At 65.3% G+C, this 20,802-nt stretch carries 18 protein-coding genes; 2 read left to right on the top strand and 16 right to left on the bottom strand.

All coding sequences use genetic code 11. The annotated features are described in order from the left end of the window. Positions 1–14: 14 nt before the first annotated feature. Positions 15–773, bottom strand: a complete 759-nt coding sequence (locus K2O50_RS04605) for a tetratricopeptide repeat protein (RefSeq protein WP_050704055.1) — start codon at positions 771–773, stop codon at positions 15–17. A 3-nt stretch (positions 774–776) separates the two neighbouring features. After that, positions 777–1,457: a Fe2+-dependent dioxygenase gene (locus K2O50_RS04600; RefSeq protein WP_050704054.1), complete on the bottom strand. Its 681-nt coding sequence runs from the start codon at positions 1,455–1,457 to the stop codon at positions 777–779. Between the two features lie 223 nt (positions 1,458–1,680). On the opposite strand from K2O50_RS04600, the gene K2O50_RS04595 reads away from it, so the two are divergent. Both K2O50_RS04595 and K2O50_RS04590 read left to right on the top strand, forming a co-directional pair. After that, on the top strand, positions 1,681–3,960 hold the full coding sequence (locus tag K2O50_RS04595; protein ID WP_050704053.1) for a TonB-dependent siderophore receptor: 2,280 nt from the start codon (positions 1,681–1,683) through the stop codon (positions 3,958–3,960). Positions 3,961–4,176: 216 nt separating this feature from the next. After that, a complete protein-coding gene (locus K2O50_RS04590; protein ID WP_050704076.1) occupies positions 4,177–6,732 on the top strand; it encodes a sulfite reductase flavoprotein subunit alpha in 2,556 nt (851 codons plus the stop codon). A 71-nt stretch (positions 6,733–6,803) separates the two neighbouring features. Here the strand turns inward: K2O50_RS04590 and K2O50_RS04585 are convergent, their stop codons facing one another. The 14 genes from K2O50_RS04585 to hscA all read right to left on the bottom strand — a co-directional run bounded on the left by K2O50_RS04585 (position 6,804) and on the right by hscA (position 20,779). Beyond that, positions 6,804–7,595 carry an amidohydrolase gene (locus K2O50_RS04585; RefSeq protein WP_050704052.1) on the bottom strand — a complete coding sequence of 264 codons (792 nt, stop codon included), beginning with the start codon at positions 7,593–7,595 and terminating at the stop codon, positions 6,804–6,806. Continuing rightward, a complete protein-coding gene (locus K2O50_RS04580; RefSeq protein ID WP_050704051.1) occupies positions 7,583–8,731 on the bottom strand; it encodes a pyridoxal phosphate-dependent aminotransferase in 1,149 nt (382 codons plus the stop codon). Before K2O50_RS04580 ends, K2O50_RS04585 begins: the two co-directional genes overlap by 13 nt. Before the next feature lie 272 nt (positions 8,732–9,003). Beyond that, positions 9,004–10,467: a ribosome biogenesis GTPase Der gene (gene der, locus K2O50_RS04575; RefSeq protein WP_023630727.1), complete on the bottom strand. Its 1,464-nt coding sequence runs from the start codon at positions 10,465–10,467 to the stop codon at positions 9,004–9,006. 117 nt (positions 10,468–10,584) lie between these two features. Beyond that, on the bottom strand, positions 10,585–11,754 hold the full coding sequence (gene bamB / locus K2O50_RS04570; RefSeq protein ID WP_088852385.1) for an outer membrane protein assembly factor BamB: 1,170 nt from the start codon (positions 11,752–11,754) through the stop codon (positions 10,585–10,587). After that, positions 11,729–12,370 carry a tetratricopeptide repeat protein gene (locus K2O50_RS04565; protein ID WP_050704050.1) on the bottom strand — a complete coding sequence of 214 codons (642 nt, stop codon included), beginning with the start codon at positions 12,368–12,370 and terminating at the stop codon, positions 11,729–11,731. The genes bamB and K2O50_RS04565 overlap by 26 nt, the downstream gene beginning before the upstream one ends. A 38-nt stretch (positions 12,371–12,408) precedes the next feature. Next, positions 12,409–13,698, bottom strand: coding sequence for a histidine--tRNA ligase (hisS, locus tag K2O50_RS04560; RefSeq protein WP_050704049.1), 1,290 nt, complete (start codon positions 13,696–13,698; stop codon positions 12,409–12,411). Positions 13,699–13,722: 24 nt separating this feature from the next. After that, positions 13,723–14,832, bottom strand: coding sequence for a flavodoxin-dependent (E)-4-hydroxy-3-methylbut-2-enyl-diphosphate synthase (gene ispG, locus K2O50_RS04555; protein ID WP_011532347.1), 1,110 nt, complete (start codon positions 14,830–14,832; stop codon positions 13,723–13,725). A 3-nt stretch (positions 14,833–14,835) separates the two neighbouring features. Beyond that, positions 14,836–15,900: a RodZ domain-containing protein gene (locus K2O50_RS04550; protein WP_050704048.1), complete on the bottom strand. Its 1,065-nt coding sequence runs from the start codon at positions 15,898–15,900 to the stop codon at positions 14,836–14,838. Further along, entirely contained in the window at positions 15,897–16,658 is a 762-nt protein-coding gene (gene pilW / locus K2O50_RS04545; protein WP_220689975.1) for a type IV pilus biogenesis/stability protein PilW, read from the bottom strand. Before pilW ends, K2O50_RS04550 begins: the two co-directional genes overlap by 4 nt. Before the next feature lie 14 nt (positions 16,659–16,672). Beyond that, entirely contained in the window at positions 16,673–17,815 is a 1,143-nt protein-coding gene (rlmN, locus tag K2O50_RS04540; protein WP_050704361.1) for a 23S rRNA (adenine(2503)-C(2))-methyltransferase RlmN, read from the bottom strand. Positions 17,816–17,845: 30 nt separating this feature from the next. Then, positions 17,846–18,271, bottom strand: a complete 426-nt coding sequence (ndk, locus tag K2O50_RS04535) for a nucleoside-diphosphate kinase (RefSeq protein ID WP_023630072.1) — start codon at positions 18,269–18,271, stop codon at positions 17,846–17,848. An 89-nt stretch (positions 18,272–18,360) separates the two neighbouring features. Further along, positions 18,361–18,561 (bottom strand): Fe-S cluster assembly protein IscX, encoded by a 201-nt coding sequence (gene iscX / locus K2O50_RS04530; RefSeq protein ID WP_028689593.1) that lies wholly within the window; start codon positions 18,559–18,561, stop codon positions 18,361–18,363. A 10-nt stretch (positions 18,562–18,571) separates the two neighbouring features. Then, positions 18,572–18,913, bottom strand: a complete 342-nt coding sequence (fdx, locus tag K2O50_RS04525) for an ISC system 2Fe-2S type ferredoxin (protein WP_046854253.1) — start codon at positions 18,911–18,913, stop codon at positions 18,572–18,574. A gap of 3 nt (positions 18,914–18,916) precedes the next feature. Then, the gene (hscA, locus tag K2O50_RS04520; RefSeq protein ID WP_050704360.1) at positions 18,917–20,779 is read right to left on the bottom strand and encodes a Fe-S protein assembly chaperone HscA; all 1,863 of its coding nucleotides are present in this window, start codon (positions 20,777–20,779) and stop codon (positions 18,917–18,919) included. Positions 20,780–20,802: the final 23 nt, after the last annotated feature.

The raw sequence follows: 20,802 nt of genomic DNA, 5'->3' as shown, positions 1-20,802 counted from the left end.
GCACAAGGCCGCTCCTACAGGCGTTGCGCCGGCCTTCGTTCAATCTCCTCGGCATAGCGCGCCGCATGGGCCATCAGCGCCGGCCCCGCCCCCTGCAACGTCACCAGCGCACTGCGCAGGAAATTCAGGTTGCCCTCCACCCTGGCCCGTTCCAGCCAAGGCCCGGCCTCCCCGATCTCCCCCCGTTCGACCAGCACCAGCGCCAGGCTGAACATCCCGCGAAAATCCCCCGCCTCGGCCGAACGCCGATACCAGCGCACCGCCCGGGCAGGGCTTGGCGCAGTGGCAATCCCCTGCTCCAGGTAGCGCCCATACAGGTTCATCGACTTGGCATGCCCCAGCTGCGCGGCCTTCTCGTAGCACATCAACGCCTGGGCCTGGTCGGCCGGCACCCCGCGCCCGGTGGCCAGCAGGTTGGCCAGGTTGTACATGCCCCAGTCCAGGCCGGCGTCGGCCGCACGGGCATAGTGAATGGCCGCCTGCGCGAGATCCACCTCGCCACCCCAGCCGTGCTCCAGGCACCGGCCGAGCATGTTGTGGGCCATGGCGCTGCCGCCCTGGGCGGCGATGGCGAACCAACGACAGGCCACGCCGGCATCTTCTTCGATACCGCGCCCATCGAGCAGGATCTGCCCGAGCAGCAACTGTGCCTCGACCACCCCCTGCCCCGCCGCCGCCAGGATCGCCTGGGCGGCCTGGCCCGGGCTGTGCTCGAGCATCGCCTGCAACCCGGCCACATCCACCACATCCTCACGACGCAACTGATAGGACACGGCTCAGACCTCGGCCCAGCGGCGCAGCAGGTTGTGATAGGTGCCGGTCAGTTGCAGCAGCGACGGATGCCCGGGCACATCGGCGGTGAGCTGGCGGATCGCGTTGTCCATTTCGAACAGCAGGGTGCGCTGGCTGTCCTCGCGCACCAGGCTCTGGGTCCAGAAGAACGCCGCATAGCGCGCCCCGCGGGTGACCGGGTTGACCTTGTGCAGGCTGGTGCCGGGGTACAGCACCATATCGCCGGCGGCCAGCTTGACCTCGCGCACGCCATAGGTGTCCTGGATCACCAGCTCGCCGCCGTCGTAGCTGTCCGGGTCGCTGAGGAACAGCGTCGAGGACAGGTCGGTGCGCACTCGTTCCGGGCTGCCCTTGGGCTGGCGCAGGGCGTTGTCGATGTGGAAATCGAAGTTGCCCCCTTCGCGGTAGCAGTTGATCAGCGGCGGGAACACCTTGTGTGGCAGCGCCGCCGACATGAACAACGGGTTGCGCCACAGCCGCTCGATCAGCGCACTGCCGATCTCCTTGGCCAGCGCATGGCCTTCGGGCAACTGCAGGTTGTGCTTGGCCTTGGCCGACTGGTACCCCGCGGTGATCTTGCCATCGGCCCAGTCGGCCTGCTCCAGGGCCTGGCGAATGCGCGAGATCTCGTCGGCGTCGAACAGCCCGGGAATATGAAGCAGCATGGCGGGGGCACCAGGTATGACTGAAGGGACGCCAATGATATTGATTCCCTTTTACCTACCACAAGCCCCTTTCTCCATGGCACGACGGATGAGACCGTAAAAACCGTAAGGCAAAATTGTAAAGAATGTAAATTTATGGCGAATGGAAACGCTTCTCAATTGTTCGTTACAATCACTTACATTATGCTCCGCGGCCTTCATACCTTGGGGAAGGTCTACAACAATGCGTCACGTGCCATCTGCTGTGAGTTCACCACGTCTGCTCGCCTCCGCCATCGGCATGGCGATCACCGCCACCTCGGCCTATGCCGCCGACCCGGCCGCCAATAACGCCATCACTCTCGACGCCACCAGCGTCAATGGCAAGGCCGAACAGGCAAGCACCGAGTACAAGGTCGACAAGGCCTCGTCGCAGAAGTACACCGCGCCGCTGGTGGACACCCCACGGTCGGTCACCGTGATCCCACAACAGGTGATCAAGGACACCAACGCCATGTCCCTGCAGGATGCCCTGCGCACCGTGCCAGGTATCACCTTCGGTGCTGGTGAAGGCGGCAACCCGCAAGGCGACCGCCCCTTCATCCGTGGCTTCGACGCCCAGGGCGACACCTACCTGGACGACGTGCGCGACACCGGTGCCCAGACCCGCGAAATCTTCGCCATCGAGTCTGTCGAAGTGGCCAAGGGGCCGAACTCGGCAGTCGGTGGCCGTGGCGCCGCAGGCGGCACCATCAACCTGGTGAGCAAGCGCGCGCACCTGGGTAACTCGCTGGATGGCGCCTGGACCTGGGGCAGCGACCAGACCCAACGCTACACCTTCGACGGCAACTACCAGTTCAGCGAAAGCGTCGCCGGGCGCCTGAACCTGATGACCCACGAAAGCAATGTCGCCGGCCGCGACAAGGTCAACTACGACCGCTGGGGCATCGCCCCCTCGCTGGCCTTCGGCCTGGGTACGCCGACCCGCGTCAACCTCGACTACTACCACCTCGAAAGCGATGACCTGCCGGACTCCGGCATCCCCTACAGCGTGCCGCGTGCAGGCAGCACCGCACGGACTTCGGCGCATCCGGACAAACCAGTCGACGGTGGCGACAGCGACAACTTCTACGGCCTGACCGGACGCGACTTCCGCAAGACCCGCGTCGATATCGCGACCTTCGCCATCGAGCACGACCTGACCGATACGCTGACCATCAAGAACACCCTGCGCCACGGCAACAGCATGCAGGACTACGTGCTGACCCAGCCTGACGACAGCGCCGGCAACGTCAACAACAACGGCGTCTGGCGTCGCGCCAACACCCGTGTGGGCAACACCGCCACCACCACCAACCAGACCGACCTGTTCGGCGAGTTCTACCTGGGCGGCCTGAAGAACAGCTTCTCCACCGGCGTCGAGTTCACCAAGGAAGAGTCCGACCGCCAGAGCTACACCGTCACCCCCAACAGCAAGCTCACCTGTACCGGCCCGGGCAGTGGCGGTAGCTGCACCTCGCTGGACAACCCGAACCCGGACGACAACTGGGTCGGCACCGTCGCGCGCAACTACGCCGGCACCAGGACCAGCAGCAAGACCCGCGCGCTCTACGTGTTCGACACCCTGGAGCTGACGCCGCAGTGGCTGCTGAACATGGGCCTGCGCTATGACCACTTCGACACCGACTACCGTGGCTACAACGCCGACGGCAGCACCGCGGTGAGCAGCAAGGGCGTCCCCGCCAAGGGCTCGGACACCAGCGAGTTCATCACCGGCCAGCTGGGCCTGGTGTGGAAACCGGCGGACAACGGCAGCATCTATGTGTCCTACGCCACCTCCGCCACGCCGCCTGGCGCCATGCTCGGCGAGGGTACCGAAGGCAACCCGCTGGGCAACACCACCGACCGTTCCGGCAACCTGCTGGGCAGTGACATGGAGCCGGAAGAGACCACCAACTACGAGCTCGGCACCAAGTGGGACCTGCTCGACCAGCGCCTGTCCCTGGCCGCCGCGCTGTTCCGCACCGAGAAGGAAAACGCACGGGTCCAGGTCAACACCAACACCTACGAGAACGTCGGTGAAACCCGCGTGCAAGGCATCGAGCTGTCGGCCAGCGGCAAGCTGACCGACAAGTGGCAGGTGTTCGCCGGCTACACCTACATGCAGGCCCGCCAGATCGACGGCGGCCCGCTGGGCAAGGCGAACGACGGCAACCAGTTGCCCAACACGCCGAACAACAGCGCCAGCCTGTGGACCACCTACCAGCTGACGCCGAAGCTGACCGTCGGTGGCGGCGCCTTCTATGTCGATGACGTCTACGGCAGCGTGGCCAACACCACCATGGTCGACAGCTACGTACGCTACGACGCCATGGCCGCCTACAAGCTGACCAAGAACATCGACCTGCAGCTGAACGTGCAGAACCTCACCAACGAGGTCTACTACGACAAGGCCTACTCCACCCACTTCGCCAACCAGGCGGCGGGGCGCACGGCGTTGCTGACCACCAGCGTGCACTTCTGATGTAAGCGGCGCCTGCTTCGGCCTCTTCGCGGGTAAACCCGCTCCCACAGGTTCGCCACTGCTCTGAAGGTCAGTGCTGTACCTGTGGGAGCGGGTTTACCCGCGAAGAGGCCGGCACAGGACACCCCGCCCCGTTCATTCCCGTGAACGGGGCTTTTGCGTATCAAGGCATAATGCACGCCGCGCAGTTCCTGGCGGCAATACAAGGTGATCGATGTGGTGAAGAAGACGCTGTTCCAATTGCACTGGTTCTTTGGCATCACCGCCGGCCTGGTGCTGGCGCTGATGGGCGTGACCGGCGCGATCTGGTCGTTCCAGGAAGAACTGCTGCGCGCGTTCAACGCCGAGGTGCTCAAGGTCGAGATCCGCCAGGAAGGTGTGCTGCCACCGGCCGAGCTGGTCCGCCGGGTCGAGGCCGCGCAAGGCGACAAGGTCTCCATGCTCTGGGTCGATACCCGCGAGGGCAATGCCGCGCGGATCTTCTTCACCCCCGCCCCCGGCGAGCGCCGTGGCGCGCTGCGCTACGCCGACCCGTACACCGGAGAACTCAAGGGTGACGTGGCCGGCCTGGGCTTCTTCAACCTCATGCTCAACCTGCACCGGTTCCTGGCCATGGGTGACACAGGCCGGCAGATCACCGGTGCCTGCACCCTGATGCTGATCTTCTTCTGCCTGTCCGGGCTGTACCTGCGCTGGCCGCGCAAGGCACTGAACTGGCGGACCTGGCTGACGCTGGACTGGGCGAAGAAAGGCCGCGCCTTCAACTGGGACCTGCACGCGGTGTTCGGCACATGGTGCCTGCTGTTCTACCTGCTGTTCGCCCTGACCGGGCTGTTCTGGTCCTACGAGTGGTACCGCGAAGGCCTCAATCGCCTGCTGGCCGACCAGCCCGCAGCCGGCGAGCAGAAGCGTGGCGAAGGCCGCAGTGGTCGCCATGGCCCGCCCAAGGTGGACAAGAACGCCCCGCCTCTTGTTGTCGATTACGATGCCATCTGGACCAACCTCAAGGCCGCCGCAGGCCCCGACCTGTCCACCTACAACCTGCGCCTGCCACCGGCCGGCGGGCAACCGGCGACCCTGTTCTACCTGCTGCAGGGCGCCGACCATGAGCGCGCCCTCAACACCCTCACCCTCGACCCGGCCACCGGCCAGGTCAAGCGTCACGAGCGCTACACCGACAAGTCGTTCAAGGCCCAGTTGCTGCAGAGCGTCTACGCCCTGCACGTGGGCAGCTACTTCGGCCTGCCGGGGCGGATCATCGTCACCCTCGCCAGTCTGACCATGCCGCTGTTCTTCGTCACCGGCTGGCTGCTGTACCTCGACCGTCGACGCAAGAAGCGCCAGGTTCGCGCCGCCCGTGGTGCGATGGCCCCGCAGTCGAATGACGGCGACCGCTGGCTGATCGGTTTCGCCAGCCAGAGCGGCTTCGCCGAACAGCTCGCCTGGCAGAGCGCCGGCCAACTGCAAGCCGCCGGCTTGCCGGTGCAGGTACGCCCGCTGGCCGAACTGGGCGAGACCGAATTGCGCCAGGCCAACCGCGCGCTGTTCGTGGTCAGCACCTTCGGCGACGGCGAGGCCCCGGACAGCGCCCGTGGCTTCGAGCGCAAGGTACTAGGCCAAGCCTGGCCACTGGATCACCTGGACTATGCCTTGCTGGCCCTGGGCGACCGCCAGTACCCGCACTTCTGCGGCTTCGCCCGCCGGCTCCAGGCCTGGCTCGGCGAACGTGGCGCCAGTTGCGCCTTCAGCCCGGTGGAGGTGGACAACGCCGACCCTGTCGCCCTGCAACTGTGGCAACAGGAACTGACGCAACTGACCGGCGCCCGCCCGGTTGCCGCCTGGCAGCCGCCAAGCTTCGGCAACTGGCGCCTGTCGCGCCGCGAACGGATCAACCCCGGCAGCCAGGGGGCGCCGGTGTACCTGCTGGGCCTGCAGGCAGAAGCGCCCGTGACCTGGGAAGCCGGTGACCTGATCGAGATCCTGCCGCGCAACGGCCTGCCCCGCGTCGATGCCTTCCTGGCCGGCCTGGGCCTCAATCCACGCAGCCCGGTGCAGCTCGACGGCCTGCAGGAAACCTTGGCGCAGGGCCTGGCCAGCCGCCAGTTGCCGGTCAGCCGCGAACACCTGATCGGCCTGCATGCCCAGGCACTGGTCGATGCCCTGATCCCGCTGACTGCACGTGAATACTCGATTGCCTCCATCGCCAGCGATGGCGTGCTGGAGCTGATCGTGCGCCAGGAACGCCACGCCGATGGCAACCTGGGCCTGGGTTCCGGCTGGCTGACCGAATACCTGCCGCTGGAAGGCAGCGTCAGCGCACGCCTGCGTCGCAACAGCGGTTTCCACCTGCCCGCCGAGTCGGCGCCCATGGTGCTGATCGGCAATGGTACCGGACTGGCCGGTCTGCGCAGCCTGCTCAAGGCCCGTATTGCCGAGGGCGAACAACGCAACTGGCTACTGTTCGGTGAACGCAACCGTGCACACGACCTGCTGTGTGGCAAAGAGCTGCGGGGCTGGGTGGAAAGCGGCGATCTGCAACGGCTGGACCTGGCGTTTTCGCGGGACCAGGCGGAAAAGATCTATGTGCAGGACGTGCTGTTGCAGCAGGCCGCCGAGTTCAAGCGCTGGGTCGAGGATGGCGCTTGCGTGTATGTCTGCGGCAGCCTGCACGGCATGGCGGCCGGGGTGGATGCGGCGTTGCAGGGAATGCTGGGTGAAGCGGCAGTGCAGCAACTGATCGAGGATGGGCGGTACCGGCGAGATGTGTACTGAAGCCTGAAAGCATCGCGGGGCAAGCCCTCTCCCACGATACCGTGGGAGCGGGCTTGCCCCGCGATTGGCCCTCAATGCAGATCGAAGGTATCGGCATCCAGGTTCGCCGGGAACCGCGCCCGGTACGCCGCCAGCTCCGCCGCCCGCAGCACCACGGTGAACACCCCGTCGGCCTCGCCCGCGCTCAGCAGGCTCTCGCCCTGGAAGTCCAGCACCTGGCTGTCACCGGAATAGGCGAAGCCCTTGCCATCGGTGCCCACCCGGTTCACCGCCGCGACGAAGCACAGGTTCTCGATGCCCCGCGCCGGCAGCAGGCGGTTCCAGTGCAGGCGCCGCGCCGCCGGCCAGTTGGCGGTGTACAGCAGCAGGTCGGTGTCCTGGGCATCGCGGCTCCACACCGGGAAGCGCAGGTCGTAGCAGATCAGCGGGCGGATCCGCCAACCCTTGAGCTCGAACTGCACCTGGCGCTCGCCCGGGGTGTAGTGCTTGTGCTCGCCGGCCATGCGGAACAGGTGACGCTTGTCGTAGTGCAGGATCTCACCGTCGGGCCGCGCCCACAGCAGGCGGTTGCGGTGGCTGCCGTCGGCGGCCTGGATGATCACGCTGCCGGTGATCACCGCGTTGGCTTTCTTCGCCTGGGCCTTGAGCCACTTGTAGGTCGGGCCGTTTTCAGGCTCCGCCAGGCTTTCGGACTCCATCGAGAAACCGGTGGTGAACATTTCCGGCAGGACCACCAGGTCCACCTCGCCGGCCTGGCCGATCAGCTCCTCGAAATGCGCGTAATTGGCCTCGCGGTCGTGCCAGGCCAGGGTGGTCTGCACCAGGGCGATTTTCAGGTTCGGCAGTTGGCTCAGATCGCGCATAGTTTCTCCGCTGCCTGGCGCAGCGTCTCCTCGCGTTTGGCAAAGCACAGGCGCACCAGGCGTTGCTCGGGGATGGGTTGCTGGTAGAACACCGACACCGGGATGCTGGCCACGCCATGCTCACGGGTCAGCCACAAGGCCATGTCGACATCGTTCAGGTCGGGCCGGATCTGCGAATAGTCCACCAGTTGGAAATAGGTGCCCGGCGTGCGGGTGAAGGTGAAACGCGAGGCCTGCAGCAGGTCGCAGAACAGGTCGCGCTTGGCCTGGTAGAAGGCCGGTAGCTCGTCGATATGCTCGGGGTGCTCGGCCATGAAGTCGGCCAGCGCGCACTGCAAGGGCGTCACGCCACAGAAATTGACGTACTGGTGCACCTTGCGCAGTTCCGCGCTGAGGGCCGGCGGGGCGACCACGTAGCCGGTCTTCCAGCCGGTGACGTGGTAGGTCTTGCCGAACGAGCTGACGACGAACGCCCGCGAATAGAGCTGCGGGTGTGCCAGCACGCTGGCATGGCGCACACCGTCGTAGATCAGGTGTTCGTAGACCTCGTCGCTGACCAGGTAGATATCGCGGTCACCGATCAGCCTGGCCAGCTGGTCCAGATCGTCACGGCTGATCAGCGCGCCGCTGGGATTGTGCGGCGAGTTGAGGATGACCATGCGCGTGCGTGGGCTGAGCGCGTCGCTTAACTTTTGCCAGTCGATGTTGAAATTGCCGCCGCTGAGCGGCACATGCACGCAGCGCCCGCCGGCCAGTTCCACGGAGGGCTCGTAGCTATCGTAGCTGGGGTCGAAGACGATCACCTCGTCGCCGGCATGGATCACCGCCTGGATGGCGCAGAAGATCGCCTCGGTGGCACCGGGGGTGATGGTCACTTCCTGGTCGGCATCGACGTTCGCGCCGTACAAGCGGGCGATCTTCGCCGCCACCTGCTGGCGCAGTGCCGGCAGGCCGGTCATGGGCGAATACTGGTTATGCCCGGCGGCCACATGGCGACCGACGGCATCGAGCAAGGCCTGGGGACCGTTGAAGTCAGGGAAGCCCTGGGAGAGGTTGAGCGCACCGGTCTGCATGGCCAGTTGCGACATGGTGGTGAAGATGGTCGTGCCGACGTTCGGCAGTTTGCTGCGGATCATGGAGCCCTCTTTCCTGGGGTTTGTCCGGCACGGGGTTGGGTCCGAGCATAGCGGATCAAGCAGTCAGGAAAAAGGTTGAAACAATAGGGGGATTGCGGTGGGTCAACCGTTGCAACCCAACAGCAGAATGAAGCGTGGGAGCGGCGGTGCGCCGATGCGACTTGCCCCGCGATGAGGTCAGATCAGGCAATCAATTGACCTGAACAATCTCATCGCGGGGCAAGCCCGCTCCCACGAGGCCCTTCCCAACGAGACTTCTGCAAGCGCTGTTACTAACGCTTGTCGCGACGCTTCTTCTCAGCCTTCTTGTGGTGCGACATCAGGCGGCGCTTCTTGTTGACCTGGCGATCGGTGAGGGTGTTTTTCTTGCCCTCGAACGGGTTGTCACCGCCCTTGTACTCGATGCGGATCGGCGTGCCGACCAGTTTGAGCACCCGGCGGTAGGTGTTCTCCAGGTAACGCGAGTAGGAGTTGGGGATCTTGTCGGTCTGGTTGCCGTGGATCACGATCAGCGGCGGGTTGGCGCCACCGAGGTGGGCATAGCGCAGCTTGATGCGGCGACCGTTGACCAGCGGCGGCTGGTGCACGCTGATGGCGTCTTCGAGGATCTGCGTCAGGCGGCTGGTCGGCCAGCGAGTGACCGCCGACTTGAACGCGGCCTGCACCGACTTGTACAGGTGGCCCACGCCGGTGCCGTGCAGCGCCGAGATGAAGTGGATGTCGGCGAAGTCGACGAAGAACAGCCGGCGTTCCAGCTCGGTCTTCACGTAGTCGCGCTCGCCCGGCTCCATGCCGTCCCACTTGTTCAGGGCGATGACCACGGCGCGGCCGGCGTCCAGGGCGAAGCCCAGCAGGTTGAGGTCGTGGTCGACCACGCCTTCGCGGGCGTCCATGACGAAGATCACCACGTTGGCGTCCTTGATCGCCTGCAGGGTCTTCACCACCGAGAACTTCTCGACTTCCTCGTGGATCTTGCCGCGCTTGCGCACGCCGGCGGTGTCGATGAAGGTGTACTTCTCGCCATCACGCTCGAACGGAATGTAGATACTGTCACGGGTAGTGCCCGGCTGGTCGTACACCACCACGCGCTCTTCGCCGAGCATGCGGTTGACCAGGGTCGACTTGCCCACGTTGGGGCGGCCGATGATGGCGATCTTGATGCCGTCCTTTTCGCTCGGGCCGGGGATGCGCGTGGCTTCCTCGCCTTCGGCGACATCTTCGTCGAGGGCTTCTTCCTCGGGATCACGGGGAATATGGCCGAGCAGCGATTCCATCAGGGCGTTGATACCGCGGCCCTGGGAGCCCGCCACCGGAATGGCGTTGCCCATGCCCAGCGGCGAGAACTCGGCGCGGGCGATATCGGGATCGATGTTGTCGATCTTGTTGGCGACCAGGATCGCTTCCTTGTTCCGCTTGCGCAGGTGATCGGCGATCATCTGGTCGGCGGCGGTCATGCCGGCACGGGCATCGACCAGGAACAGCACGTAGTCGGCTTCCTCGATGGCCATCAGCGACTGCTCGGCCATCTTCTCGTCCATGCCCACTTCGTCACCGGTGATACCGCCAGTGTCGATCAGGATGTAGGAGCGACCCTGCCAGCTGGCATCGCCGTACTGGCGGTCACGGGTCAGGCCCGACAGGTCGCCGACGATGGCGTCGCGGGTCTTGGTCAGGCGGTTGAACATGGTGGATTTACCGACGTTCGGCCGGCCCACCAGGGCGATTACGGGAACCATGCGGCTCTCCACTCTTGAATTCTTGAAAATGCAAAGGCCGCTGCAAGGCAGCGGCCGGAGTTCGGGCGGCGCGTCATGCGCCGCGGCCTGAGCCCGCGAGCGAGCTCAAGCATAGCTTCAGCGGATGGTCAGTGCCTCGAGCTTGCCGCTGTTGCCGAAGACGTAGATGGTGTCGCCGACCACCAGGGGTCGGGCGCGCAGGCCATCGCTGTCGATACGCTCACGGCCGACGAAGCGGCCATCGACCTGGCTGAGCAGGTGCAGGTAACCCTCGAAGTCGCCCACCGCCACATAGCTGGAGAACACTTCCGGCGCCGACAGCTGACGGCGAGCCATCGAGTCGTTGCTCCACAGCGAGCTGGAAGAACGCTCGTCGACGCTCTGCACGGTACCCGACGCTTCGCTCACGTAGACGTTGCCGAAGCCCTGGGCGACACCCACATAGCTGGAAGCATCGCGCTGCCACAGCACGCGGCCGCTTTCCAGGTCCAGGCCGGCGACGCGGCCCTGGTAGGTGCTGACGTAGAGGGTGCCACCGGACAGCAGCAGGCCGCCGTCGATGTCCACCACACGGTCCAGCTCGGAACGGCCCTGCGGAATCGCCACGCGGCTCTCCCACACCGGCACGCCGTTGCTGATATCGACCGCCACCACCTTGCCGGTGGACAGGCCGGCCACGGCCAGGCGGTTGGTCACCACCGGCGCGCCGGTGCCACGCAGGGTCAGCACGGCCGGGCTGTTCTCGTAGATCCAGCGGCGGTCGCCGGTGGCGGCGTCGAAGCCGACCAGACGGTCGTCCTGGGTCTGCACCACCACCACGTCACCGTTGTTGGCGGGCGGCGCCAGCACTTCGCTGCTGACGCGCGAGCGCCAGCGCTCCTCGCCGGTGCTGGAATCCAGGGCAATGACCTCGCCCTTGAGGGTACCCAGCATGACCAGGCCGTAGCCCACGCCCACGGCGCCGGATACCGGCAGCTCGAGGTCCTTCTTCCACACCACGTCGCCGGTGATGCGGTTCAGCGCGAAGACCTCGCCGTTGACGTCGGAGGCGTAGATACGGTCGTTCTCGATGGCCGGCACCAGGGTGTTGTAGGTCTCGCCCTGGCCGTCACCGATCGAACGGCTCCACTGCTTCTTCAGCACCACTTCCTCGGTGAACTTGGTCAGCTCGGCCGGGGGCAGTTCCTTCTTGCTGTTGCTGCTGCAACCCGCCGCCAGTACGGCGAGGGTGAGCACTGCTGCTTGTTTCCAACCCTTCACTTCAGGCGTCCCCTTTGGCCAGGTCATCCAGCTTCAGTTGCAGGCCACCGATCGCGGCGTCGTCGGACAGCGCGGCCTTGGCTTTTTCGTAGGCGCTGTGCGCGTCGTCGGCGCGGCCCAGCTGTACCAGCAGGTCGCCCTTGAGCTCTTCGCGGCTGGCCAGGAAGGCCTTGTCGGTGTCGCCCTCGAGCAGCTTGAGCGCGTCCTCGGCCTTGTCCTGTGCCGCAAGCACGCGGGCCAGGCGCTGGCGCGAGATCTCGCCGAGGGTGGCGTCGGCCGGCTTGTCCAGCACGCTCTTCAGCTCGCTGGCCGCGTCGTCCAGCTTGCCGCTCTCGACCGCGACCTTGGCCACGAACAGGCTGCCGTACTGGGCGTAGGCGGTGCCGCCGAACTCGCTCTTGAGCTTGCCGGACAGCTCGGCGACCTTGCTCGCATCGGGCTTGCCGTCAGGCGTCAACGAGGTTTCCAGCAGCGCCTGGTACAGCACCGAGGCGCCCTGGGACTGGTTGGCCTGGTACTTGTGCCAGGTCTGCCAGCCCAACACCACCACGCCGGCCAGCAGGGCGCCGGTCAGCAGCGGCTTGCCGTTGCGGTTCCACCAGTCCTTGGCTGCTGCCAGGCTCTCATCATCGGTACTCGACACCCCAATACTCCTATTCGCCTATTCGTTGTCAGACCGCGTCACGCCTGAGTGATCGCGGTTTCCAGGTGCGCGGCAAGCGCATCCCAGGCAATGTTCTGTTGTTCTCCCTGGCCACGCAGGGGCTTCAGGCCGATCTGCTGCTTCTCGAGCTCGTCGTCGCCCAGAATCAGCGCGAACAGCGCGCCGCTCTTGTCGGCTTTCTTGAACTGATTCTTGAAGTTGCCGCCACCGGCATTGACTGCCAGACGCAGACCCGGCAGGCGATCGCGGAGGCTTTCGCTCAGGCGCAGGCCGGCCAGTTCTGCCGGCTCGCCGAAGGCGCACAGGTAGACGTCGATGGTGCGGCTGATCGACTCGGGCACCTTGCCCAGGGTCTCCAGCAGCAGGATCAGGCGCTCGATGCCCATGGCGAAACCCACGCCCGGGGTCGGCTTGCCGCCCATCTGCTCGACCAGGCCGTCATAGCGGCCACCGGCGCAGACGGTGCCCTGGGCGCCGAGCTTGTCGGTGACCCACTCGAACACGGTCTTGCTGTAGTAGTCCAGGCCGCGCACCAGCTTGGTATTGATCACGAACGGAATGCCGGCGGCGTCGAGGCGGGCCTTCAGGCCCTCGAAGTGCACACGGGATTCTTCGTCCAGGTAGTCTTCCAGCTTCGGCGCGCCGACCAGCACCGCCTGGGTGTTCGCATCCTTGCTGTCGAGAATGCGCAGCGGGTTGCTTTTCAGGCGGCGCTGGCTGTCCTCGTCCAGTTGCTCGAGGCGAGCCGAGAGGAACTCGACCAGCGCGTCGCGATAGCGGGCGCGGGCTTCGCTGGTGCCCAGGCTGTTGAGCTGCAGCTCGACCGCGTCCTGGATGCCCAGCAGGCCCCACAGGCGCCAGGTCAGCATGATCAGTTCGGCGTCGACGTCCGGACCATCGAGGTTGAACACCTCAACGCCGATCTGGTGGAACTGGCGGTAGCGGCCCTTCTGCGGACGCTCGTGACGGAACATCTGGCCGATGTACCAGAGCTTTTGCACCTGGCCATTGCCGGTGATGCCGTGCTCGAGCACGGCACGCACGCAGGCCGCGGTGCCTTCGGGGCGCAGGGTGAGCGAGTCGCCGTTGCGGTCCTCGAAGGTGTACATCTCCTTCTCGACGATATCGGTGACTTCACCGATCGAGCGCTTGAACAGCTCGGTGAACTCGACGATCGGCGTGCGGATCTGGCTGTAGCCGTAGCTGTCCAGCAAGCCAGCCACGGTGCCCTCGAAATAGCGCCACAGCGGCGACTGGTCGGGCAGGATGTCGTTCATGCCACGAATGGCTTGCAGCGATTTGCTCACGAGTAGTCCTTACGAATCTGTTTCTCAGCCGCGGGCGATCAGCGCCGCGTCGGCCTCGGCCTTCTCGGCCGCTTTCTGGCGGATGAGCTTTTCCAGCTCGTCGACCAGGTTGTCGTTGTTCAGTTTCTGCGATGGCTTGCCATCGATGTAGACCAGGTTCGGCGTGCCGCCGGTCAGGCCCACGTGCGACTCCTTGGCCTCGCCCGGGCCGTTGACCACGCAACCGATCACCGCCACGTCCAGCGGTACCAGCAGGTCTTCCAGGCGCCCTTCCAGTTCGTTCATGGTCTTGACCACATCGAAGTTCTGCCGCGAGCAGCTCGGGCAGGCGATGAAGTTGATGCCACGCGAACGCAGGTGCAGCGACTTGAGGATGTCGTAGCCGACCTTCACTTCCTCGACCGGATCGGCGGCCAGGGAGATGCGGATGGTGTCACCGATGCCTTCGGCCAGCAGCATACCTAGGCCGACGGCGGATTTCACCGTCCCCGAGCGCAGGCCGCCGGCTTCGGTGATCCCGAGGTGCAGCGGCTGGATGATCTGCTTGGCCAGCAGGCGGTAGGCCTCGACGGCCATGAACACGTCGGAGGCCTTGACGCTGACCTTGAAGTCCTGGAAGTCCAGGCGATCGAGGTGCTCGACATGGCGCAGCGCCGACTCGACCAGCGCCGCCGGGGTGGGCTCGCCGTACTTCTTCTGCAGGTCCTTTTCCAGGGAACCGGCGTTGACACCGATGCGGATCGGGATGCCACGGTCGCGGGCCGCGTCGACCACGGCGCGCACACGGTCTTCACGACCGATGTTGCCCGGGTTGATGCGCAGGCAGTCGACGCCCAGCTCAGCCACGCGCAGGGCGATCTTGTAGTCGAAGTGGATGTCGGCGACCAGCGGCACGCTGACCAGCTTCTTGATCTTGCCGAACGCCTCGGCGGCGTCCATGTCCGGCACCGAGACCCGCACGATGTCCACGCCGGCATCGACCAGGCGCTGTATCTGCGCCACGGTGGCGGCGACATCGTTGGTGTCGGTGTTGGTCATGCTCTGCACCGCGATGGGCGCATCACCACCCACCGGCACATTGCCGACCCAGATTTTGCGGGATTCGCGACGTTTGATCGGAGATTCGCCGTGCATGACTTACTGTCCCAACTTCAGGCGAGCGGTTTCGCCACTGGTGAACGGGGCGACATCGACCGCCTGGCCGTTGTAGCTCACCTGGGCGCCGCGGGCGAAGCCCAGGCGCACCGCGAACGGTGGCTTGCCGGTCAGTTCCAGGTTGTCGCCCTTGCGCTTGATGGCGCTGAACAGCACCTTGCCGTTGCCGTCGGTGACCTGGGTCCAGCAATCGGCGGTGAATTGGATATGGACCTTGGCGCTGCCGGCCGGGGCCGGTGCGGCGTCAGCGGGCGCAGGCGCTGCGACCGGCGCGGTCGACGCGACCGGCGCGACTGGCGCGGCTGGCGCTGCGGCAACAGGCGCGGCGGGCGTGACCACGGCAGGGGCGGTTGGCGCGACAGCCGGTGCCACAGGTGCGGCGGCGGCCGGTGCCGGCGCGGTGCTGGTGGCTGGCGCGGCGGGTGCCACAGCCGCAACTGGCGCCTGGGTCTCGGCGACCGGCGCCTGCTCGGTAGCGTTCGGCTCCAGTGGCAGGGCCTGGCTCTCGGGCTGCTGGCCTTCGCTCACGGCCTGGTCTTCCGGCTCGTCCAGCGGATGAATCTGGGTGGTGCCGTCGGCACTCTCGACCTCGACGTGCTCCAGGGCGATCTTGGCCAGGTCCTTGCCACGCAGGCTGCTCTGGTCCTGCCACCAGAAGAAGCCACCGCCGACCACCGCGACCAGCAGCAACAGGCTGACCACCCGCAGGATATTGTGCGACAGGCGCACCGGTTCTTCGATGCGGCCAAGGGCGTGCACTTCGCTGCCCTGGGCGTGAGTACCGGTGATCTGGTCGAAGGCCTCGACCAGGGGCGCCTGGTCCATGTCCATCAGCTTGGCGTAGGCACGGATGTAGCCACGGGCGAAGGTGTGCCCGGGCAGCTTGTCGAAGGCGCCGTTTTCCAGGTTGTTCAGCGAAGATACCGTGAGGTTGAGCTTGCGAGCGACCTCGGCCTGGCTCCATTCGCGTTTTTCGCGGGCCTGGCGCAAGACATCACCGGGGTTCTGGCGAGTCGCTGCTGCTACTTCAGTGTGCGCGGCTTTCATCGTTGCTCCGACAGGTATTGCTGATATTCCGGCGTACCGGGATAAAGTCGTTGTAATTGCTGGCCCAAACGGGTCGCGGTGCCCTGTTCGTCGAGGGCGATTGCCAGGCGATGGCCCAGCAGCAGGCTGCGGGCATCCTGGTCGCTCAGCTGGCTGAATCGATCGTAGTAATCCCGGGCCGGCACATAATGCCTGTTTTCGTAGGACAACTCAGCCATTTCGAGCAATGCCTTCGGTTGCCGCTGATTGAGCCGAAGGGCTTTTTCCAGGTAGACGCGCGCCTGTTCACCCTGCCCCAGCTTCAGGGCGGTGAGCCCCAGGTTCTCGTACACGCGGGAACGCTCAGGATACAAGGTATCGGCGGCAGCCTGGAGGAACATCGCCCGGGCTTCGTCGAAACGGCCCTGAGCATATAGGAAACTGCCGTAATTGTTGCGGATTCGTGTGTCATCCGGGCGGATGGCCAAGGCCTTGGCGAAGTGCTCGCCGGCCAGTGCGGGCTCATCCTCGGCCTGGAACACCAGGGCCAGTGCCGCATGAGCCTCGCCGTCACGGGCGTCCAGGGCCAGGGCCTTGCCCAGCGGCGCCTTGGCGCGCTCAGTTAAACCTTGTTGCAAATACCCCAGCCCCAACTGCACGTAGGCCCGCCCCGCCGCCTCACGCCCCTGGCGGCTGGCCAGGGGGTCGCCCGCGCCGCCGGACACGCAGCCGGCCAGCAGCGAAAGCGTCAGGATCGACAGCGCGGCGCGCAGGCTCATGGGGCAGGTGCTCGTCAGGGGCGCGCGGCGCTGTCTTGCGGCTCGTCGGCAGCCAGCTGGCGCACGGCGATGTAGCGCTCGCTGCGGCGGGTACGGTCGTTGACCTGACCTACCAGCTGACCGCAGGCGGCGTCGATGTCGTCACCGCGGGTGGTGCGCGTGGTCACGTTGAAGCCGCCGTGGTGCAGCAGGTCCTGGAAGCGACGGATGGCATTGTTGCTCGGTCGCTCGTAGCCCGAGTGCGGGAACGGGTTGAACGGGATCAGGTTGATCTTGCACGGCACATCACGCAGCAGTTCGATCATCTGCGCGGCGTGCTCGGGCTGGTCGTTGACGTCCTTGAGCAGGGTGTACTCGATGGTCAGCACGCGCTTGCCGCCGAGGGTGGACATGTAGCCCATGCACGACTCCAGCAGCATCTTCAGCGGGTACTTCTTGTTGATCGGCACCAGCTTGTTGCGCAGCTCGTCGTTCGGCGCGTGCAACGACAGGGCCAGCGACACGTCGATATGCTTGGCCAGCTCGTCGATCATCGGCACCACGCCCGAGGTGGACAGGGTGACGCGACGCTTGGAAATGCCATAGCCCAGATCTTCCATCATGATCTTCATGGCGGCGATGACATTGTCGAAATTCAGCAGGGGTTCGCCCATGCCCATCATGACCACGTTGGTGATGGCGCGGTCGATCTTGGCCGGAACGGTTCCGAAGGATTTGTTGGCAAGCCACACCTGGCCGATCACTTCGGCGGCGGTGAGGTTGCTGTTGAAGCCTTGCTTGCCGGTGGAGCAGAAGCTGCAGTCCAGGGCACAGCCGGCTTGCGACGACACGCACAGGGTGCCGCGATCGTCGGTGGGGATGTAGACGGTCTCGACGCAGCTGCCGGAGGCAACGCGGACCACCCACTTGCGGGTACCGTCGGCGGAAATGTCTTCGCTGACCACTTCCGGGCCCCGAATCTCGGCAACAGCCTCGAGCTTCTCGCGCAAGACCTTGCCGACATTGGTCATGGCGGCGAAATCATCGACGCCAAAATGGTGAATCCATTTCATCACCTGCCCGGCGCGGAAGCGCTTCTCCCCGATTGAGTCGAAGAACTGTTCCATTTCCGCCAGGGTCAGCCCCAGCAGGTTGATCTTGCCAGTCGATGTCGTCATGGATTCACCCTCACACCCGTAAGCTTTCGCTTAGCGAGTGGTTACCTCGGTAGCTGCGAAGAAGTAAGCGATTTCGCGAGCGGCAGCGGCTTCGGAGTCCGAACCGTGAACGGCGTTGGCGTCGATCGACTCGGCGAAGTCGGCGCGGATGGTGCCAGCAGCAGCTTCTTTAGGATTGGTGGCGCCCATCAGCTCACGGTTGGCCAGAATGGCGTTTTCGCCTTCCAGAACCTGTACAACGACTGGGCCGGAAGTCATGAAGGCAACCAGGTCACCAAAGAAGCCACGCTCTTTGTGCTCGGCGTAGAAGCCTTCGGCTTCGGCTTTGGACAGCTGCTTCATTTTCGAAGCGACGACGCGCAGGCCGGCTTTCTCGAAGCGAGTGGTGATCTCGCCGATGACGTTCTTGGCAACGGCGTCAGGCTTGATGATGGAGAAAGTACGTTGAACAGCCATGGAAAACTCCAGAATATTGAGTGTTGCGAAAAATTAAACCCGCGAATTATACGCGGGTTCCAGGGGATTGCCTAACCTGCGGCGTGCGCTCAGTCGGCTTCTTCGATCCAGGCCGCCTGGATGGCCTCGAGAACCTTCTCGCCGCAACGCGACGGATCGTCATCGAAGTCCGGCAGGGCCATGACCCATGCGCGCAGATCGACGAAATTCACGTAATGAGGATCGACCTCGGGCTTGCTTTCCGCAAGCTGGATGGCGATCTCAAGTACATCAACCCATTTCAGACTCATGTACAGGCCCTCAGTGCGGCGCTTCGGCGGCGTGGTTGAGCGAATACTTGGGGATCTCGATGGTGAGGTCCTCATCGCCGACGACCACCTGGCAACCCAGGCGCGACTGCGCCTCCAGGCCCCAGGCCTTGTCCAGCATGTCCTCTTCGAGCTCGTCCGCTTCTTCAAGGGAGTCGAAGCCCTTGCGGATGATGCAATGGCAGGTGGTGCAGGCCTTGACGCCGCCGCAGGCGCTTTCCATCTCGATGTGATGGTCGTGGGCCAGTTCCAGGATGTTGGTCCCGGACGGCACTTCCACGGTCAAGCCCTCGGGGCAGAACTTCTCATGCGGCAGGAATGTCACCAGCGGCATCGGTTACTCCTCGATCTCATTCAGGTTGCGCCCGGCCAGTGCGGCTTTGACCGTCGAATCAAGGCGACGGGCGGCAAATGCATCGGTCACCTGCGACAGACGCTTGGTCTGTTGCTCGATGGCGGCGCCATCGGTGCCGGTCAGCAAATCACGTAGTTCTTGCATCTGGAATTCGATCGCGTCGCGCTCGTCACTGCTGAGCAGGCGCTCGCCATCGGCGTCCAGGGCGCCCTGCACCGCCTCGAGCAGGCGCTCGGCGTCGACCTGGTGCTCGCGCAGCTGGCGCGCATGCTTGTCGGAGCCGGCGTGCTCGAAGGAGTCCTTGAGCATGCGGGCGATCTCGCCGTCGGTCAGGCCGTAGGACGGCTTGACCTGGATGCTCGATTCCACGCCCGAACCCAGTTCGCGGGCCGCGACGCTGAGCAGGCCGTCGGCGTCGACCTGGAAGGTCACGCGGATCTTCGCCGCACCCGCGACCATGGCCGGGATCCCGCGCAGCTCGAAGCGGGCCAGGGAACGGCAGTCGCTGATCAGCTCGCGCTCGCCCTGCAGCACGTGGATCATCATGGCCGACTGGCCATCTTTGTACGTGGTGAATTCCTGGGCGCGAGCCACCGGAATGGTGGTGTTGCGCGGGATCACCTTCTCCATCAGCCCGCCCATGGTCTCAAGACCCAGGGACAGCGGGATGACGTCGAGCAGCAGCAGCTCACCGCCTTCGCGGCGGTTGCCGGCGAGGGTGTCGGCCTGGATGGCAGCACCGATGGCCACCACCTGGTCCGGGTCGATCGAGGTCAGCGGGGTACGGCCGAACAGCGCGCCGACCGCCTCGCGCACACGCGGCACGCGGGTCGAACCACCGACCATGACCACCGCGCCGACCTCTTCCAGCTCGATACCGCTGTCGCGCACGGCGCGGCGGCAGGCCTTGAGACTGCGGGCGATCATCGGTTCGATCATGGCTTCGAAGGCGGCACGGGTCAGCTCGCCCTGCCAGGCACCATGCTGGACGCTGACCGCTTCACTGTCGGTCAAGGCTTCCTTGGCCGCGCAAGCGGTCTGCAGCAGCAGGCGCTGAGTGGCCGGATCGAGGTCGGCGGACAAGCCGGCCTGCTCGATGATCCAGCCAGCGATCGCATGGTCGAAGTCATCACCACCCAGGGCGGTGTCGCCACCGGTAGCCAGCACTTCGAAGACACCGGCGGTCAGGCGCAGGATGGAGATATCGAAGGTGCCGCCGCCCAGGTCGAAAATCGCCACGACGCCTTCGGCATCCTGGTCCAGGCCATAGGCCACGGCAGCCGCGGTCGGCTCGTTGAGCAAGCGCAGGACATTGAGGCCGGCCAGTTTGGCTGCATCCTTCGTGGCTTGGCGCTGGGCATCGTCGAAATAGGCCGGGACGGTGATCACCGCGCCAACCAGCTCACCACCGAGGGTTTCCTCGGCACGCTGACGCAGCACCTTGAGAATATCGGCCGACACTTCCACCGGACTTTTCGGGCCCTGGACCGTGTCGATGAACGGCATGTGCGATTCACCGCCGACAAAGCGGTACGGCAGTTGCTCGCCCAGCTGCTTGACGTCCGCCAGGCCACGCCCCATCAGGCGCTTGACCGACAGGATGCTGTTGAGCGGGTCGCTGGGGGCCGCCTCGCGCGCGGCCAGGCCGACTTCGACAGCGTTGTCGAGATAACGCACGGCGGATGGCAGGATGACACTGCCCCGGGCATCGGGCAGCGGTTCGCTGCGCCCGCTGCGCACGGCGGCGACGAGAGAATTGGTGGTGCCCAGGTCGATGCCCACCGCCAGGCGGCGCTGGTGCGGCTGGGGGCTCTGACCGGGTTCGGCGATCTGCAGTAGGGCCATGCTTATCTGAGTACCTTAGGCGT

Origin of the sequence: Pseudomonas sp. 2hn, from assembly GCF_019646095.1 — a bacterium.
Classification (GTDB): domain Bacteria; phylum Pseudomonadota; class Gammaproteobacteria; order Pseudomonadales; family Pseudomonadaceae; genus Aquipseudomonas; species Aquipseudomonas peradeniyensis.
Note: the sequence above shows the minus strand (reverse complement) of the source record. Positions and strands in the feature narration are given on the sequence as shown.